This is a genomic window from uncultured Aquincola sp., from assembly GCF_964001545.1.
Lineage (GTDB): Bacteria > Pseudomonadota > Gammaproteobacteria > Burkholderiales > Burkholderiaceae_C > Aquincola.
This window is the reverse complement of record NZ_CAXFDV010000568.1, coordinates 1-3,415: the sequence shown is the minus strand read 5'-3', so window position 1 is coordinate 3,415 and position 3,415 is coordinate 1. Positions and strand designations below refer to the sequence as shown.

Sequence of the window (3,415 nt, the reverse complement as noted above, 5' to 3'; positions counted from 1 at the left end):
TGCTCACCGCCGGCAATGCCAACCTGCTGATGGCGCACGGCACGCCCACCCAGCGCGAGGTGTTCGCCAAGAACGAATTTGCCGGTCGCTGGTTCGGCACCATGTGCCTGAGCGAGCCGCAGGCCGGCTCCAGCCTGAGCGACATCGTCACCCGCGCGGTGCCCGATGGCGAAGGCTTCGAGCAAGACCCGCTGGGGCCGCGCTACCGGCTCACCGGCAACAAGATGTGGATCTCGGGCGGCGAGCACGAGATCACCGAGAACATCGTGCACTTGGTGCTGGCCAAGATCCCTGGCCCCGACGGCAAGCTGCCGGCCGGCACCCGCGGCATTTCCCTTTTCATCGTGCCCAAGCGGCTGGTCGACCCTCAAGGCCAGCTGACCGGCGAGCGCAACGACGTTGTGCTGGCCGGCCTGAACCACAAGCTCGGGTACAGAGGCACGACCAACACCTTGCTCAACTTCGGTGAGGGCAAGCACCAGCCCGGCGGCCGGGCCGGCGCCATCGGCTACCGCGTGGGCGAAGCCGGCCAGGGCCTGCGCTGCATGTTCCACATGATGAACGAGGCCCGCATCGGCGTGGGCTTCGGCGCCGCCATGCTGGCCGCCGCGGGCTACGAGGCGAGCCTGGCCTATGCCCGGGACCGCAGCCAGGGCCGCCCGGTGGGCCCCGCCGGCAAAGACCCGACGCAGCCGCCGGTGCGGCTGATCGAGCATGCCGACGTCAAGCGCATGCTGCTGGCGCAAAAGGCCTATGTGGAAGGCAGCATCGCGCTGGGCCTGTACTGCGCCCGCCTGGTGGACGAGCAGCACACCGGCACGCCCGAGGCCGCCGACGAAGCGCGGCTGCTGCTGGAAGTGCTGACGCCGATCGCCAAGAGCTGGCCCAGCGAGTGGGGCGTGGAAGCCAACAGCCTGGCCATCCAGGTGCATGGCGGATACGGCTACACCCGCGACTTTCCGGTGGAGCAGCACTGGCGCGACAACCGCTTGAACATGATCCACGAGGGCACGCACGGCATCCAGGGCCTGGACCTGCTGGGCCGCAAGGTGGTGATGGATGGCGGCGCGGGCCTGAAGCTGCTGGCCGCCCGTGTCAGCGACACCGCGCAGCGCGCCGGCCAGGTGCCCGGCCTGGCCGAGCGGGGCAATGCGCTGGGCGGCGCGCTGCAGCGCGTGGGCGCCGCCACCAAGGCCGCCTGGGCCACCGGCGTGCCGGAAGAAGCGCTGGCCAATGCCACGCCCTACCTGCAGGCTTTCGGCCATCTGGTGCTGGCCTGGCTGTGGCTGGACATCGCGGTGGCGGCCCGTGCGGCCGGCGCCGCGCTGCCCGAGCCGCGGCTGCAAGGCACACTGTCGGCCATGCATTACTTCTTCGACTTCGAACTGCCGAAGATCGACGCCTGGCTGGCGCCGGTCGCTGCCCGCAACGCCCTGACGCGCGAGATGCGCGACGACTGGTTCTGATGGCGGAGGCGGCCATGAAACCGCAAACCGTCGAGAAGCTGGTGTGGGTGCTGGTGTACGGCGGCATCGTGCTGGCTGCGCTGGGCTACTTCGTGGCCCGCACCGACGAGAACATGGGCCTGGTGATGCAGCTGTTGGGTGGCGTGGGCGTGGCCGCCGGCGTGCTGCTGATCTGGTGGCGCTCGCGCATGGAACGCCGCTGACTTGTCTAGACAACCGAGGTGCGCATGAGCACGAATGTTCTGAAGCTGTTCGACCTCACCGGTCAGGTGGCCCTGGTCACCGGCGGCTCTCGCGGCCTGGGGCTGCAGATCGCCGAGGCCCTGGGTGAAGCCGGCGCCAAGTTGATGTTGACCTCCCGCAAGGCGGCCGACCTGGAAGAGGCGGTGGCCCACTTGCAGGCCCGGGGCATCGATGCCCGCTGGATCGCGGGTGATGCCGCCAAGCCCGAAGACGTGCAGAAGGTGGTGGACGAGACCATGGCGCGCCTGGGCCGCATCGACGTGCTGGTCAACAACGCCGGTGCCACCTGGGGTGCCCCGGCCGAAGACCATCCGCTGGAAGCCTGGGACAAGGTGATGAACCTGAACGTGCGCAGCCTGTTCCTGTTCAGCCAGGCGGCGGCGCGCGCCAGCATGATCCCGCGGCGCTCGGGCCGCATCATCAACGTGGCCTCCATCGCCGGCCTGGCCGGCAACCCGCCGATGATGAAGACGGTGGCCTACAACACCAGCAAGGGCGCGGCGGTGAACTTCACCCGCGTGCTGGCCGGTGAATGGGGCGCCTACGGCATCAACGTCAATGCGCTGGCGCCGGGCTTTTTCCCCAGCCGCATGACGCACGGCCTGCTGGCCACGGTGGGCGCCGAGAAGATGGCCGCCGCCGCACCGCTCAACCGCCTGGGCGACGACGACGACTTGAAGGGCGCGGCGCTGCTGCTGGCCTCGGCCGCGGGCAAGCACATCACCGGCCAGGTGATCGCGGTGGACGGCGGCGTGAGCGCGGTGTTCGGTGGCTGAGCCCGAAGCCACGACCACGCCCGGCAGCGCGCTGCCGTCGCTGGTCCACATTCCTTTTCTCGCCCACCTGGGCTGCGAGCTGCGCCGCTTCGACGGCGGCCAGTCGGAGCTGGTGCTGACGCTGCGCGAAGAACTCACCAACGCCTGGGGCATGGCCCACGGCGGCGTGACCATGACGCTGCTGGACGCGGCCATGGGCCATGCCGCCCGCAGCCCCGACGAACCCGGCGGCGAGCCGCGCACCGGCGTCGTCACCATCGAGATGAAGACCAGCTTCATGCGCCCGGGCCTCGGCCGGTTGCGGGTGCAGGGGCGGGTGGTGCACCGCACCGCCACCATGTCATTCTGCGAAGCCAGCGTGCTGGATGAGAAGGGCGCGCTCGTCGCCCACGGCACCGGCACTTTCAAGCACCTGAAGTCCCTCACCGTCGGCGGCATGAAGGTGCGCCGCGGCGGCGCTTCCGACTGACGGCACAGACCTCCACAGGAGAAGACCATGACCACGATCAACCGCCAGATCCACCTCGTCTCGCGCCCCACCGGCGAGGCCACCGCCGACAACTTCAAGCTGGTGGAAGCCAGCGTGCCCGATGAGCTGCAGGACGGCCAGGTGCTGGTGCGCCACCACTACCTGAGCCTGGACCCGTACATGCGCGGCCGCATGAACGACACCAAGAGCTACACCGCGCCGCAGGCCCTGAACGAGGTGATGGGCGGCGGCACCGTGGGCGAGGTGGTGGCCTCGAAGAACTCGGGCTTTGCGGTGGGCGACAAGGTGGTGGGCATGGGCGGCTGGCAGGAGTACCAGTTGCTGGGCGGCGAGACGGGCGGCGACCTGCGCGGCACGCTGCGCAAGGTGAGCACCGAGCATGTGCCGCTGCAGGCCTACCTGGGCGCGGTGGGCATGCCCGGCGTCACCGCCTGGTACGG

At 69.8% G+C, this 3,415-nt stretch carries 4 protein-coding genes and 1 pseudogene; all 5 read left to right on the top strand.

Annotated features, from left to right (window positions below; translation table 11 throughout):
• Positions 1-1,466: acyl-CoA dehydrogenase (locus ABNT58_RS19490; RefSeq protein ID WP_348755082.1), on the top strand; the 1,466-nt coding region annotated here is incomplete at its 5' end.
• A 14-nt stretch (positions 1,467-1,480) separates the two neighbouring features.
• Positions 1,481-1,669: a hypothetical protein gene (locus ABNT58_RS19485; protein ID WP_348755081.1), complete on the top strand. Its 189-nt coding sequence runs from the start codon at positions 1,481-1,483 to the stop codon at positions 1,667-1,669.
• Between the two features lie 24 nt (positions 1,670-1,693).
• Entirely contained in the window at positions 1,694-2,485 is a 792-nt protein-coding gene (locus ABNT58_RS19480) for an SDR family oxidoreductase (RefSeq protein WP_348755080.1), read from the top strand.
• A complete protein-coding gene (locus ABNT58_RS19475; protein ID WP_348755079.1) occupies positions 2,478-2,954 on the top strand; it encodes a PaaI family thioesterase in 477 nt (158 codons plus the stop codon). The genes ABNT58_RS19480 and ABNT58_RS19475 overlap by 8 nt, the downstream gene beginning before the upstream one ends.
• 27 nt (positions 2,955-2,981) lie before the next feature.
• Positions 2,982-3,415 (top strand): annotated as a pseudogene (locus ABNT58_RS19470) (NADP-dependent oxidoreductase); the annotation flags it as partial.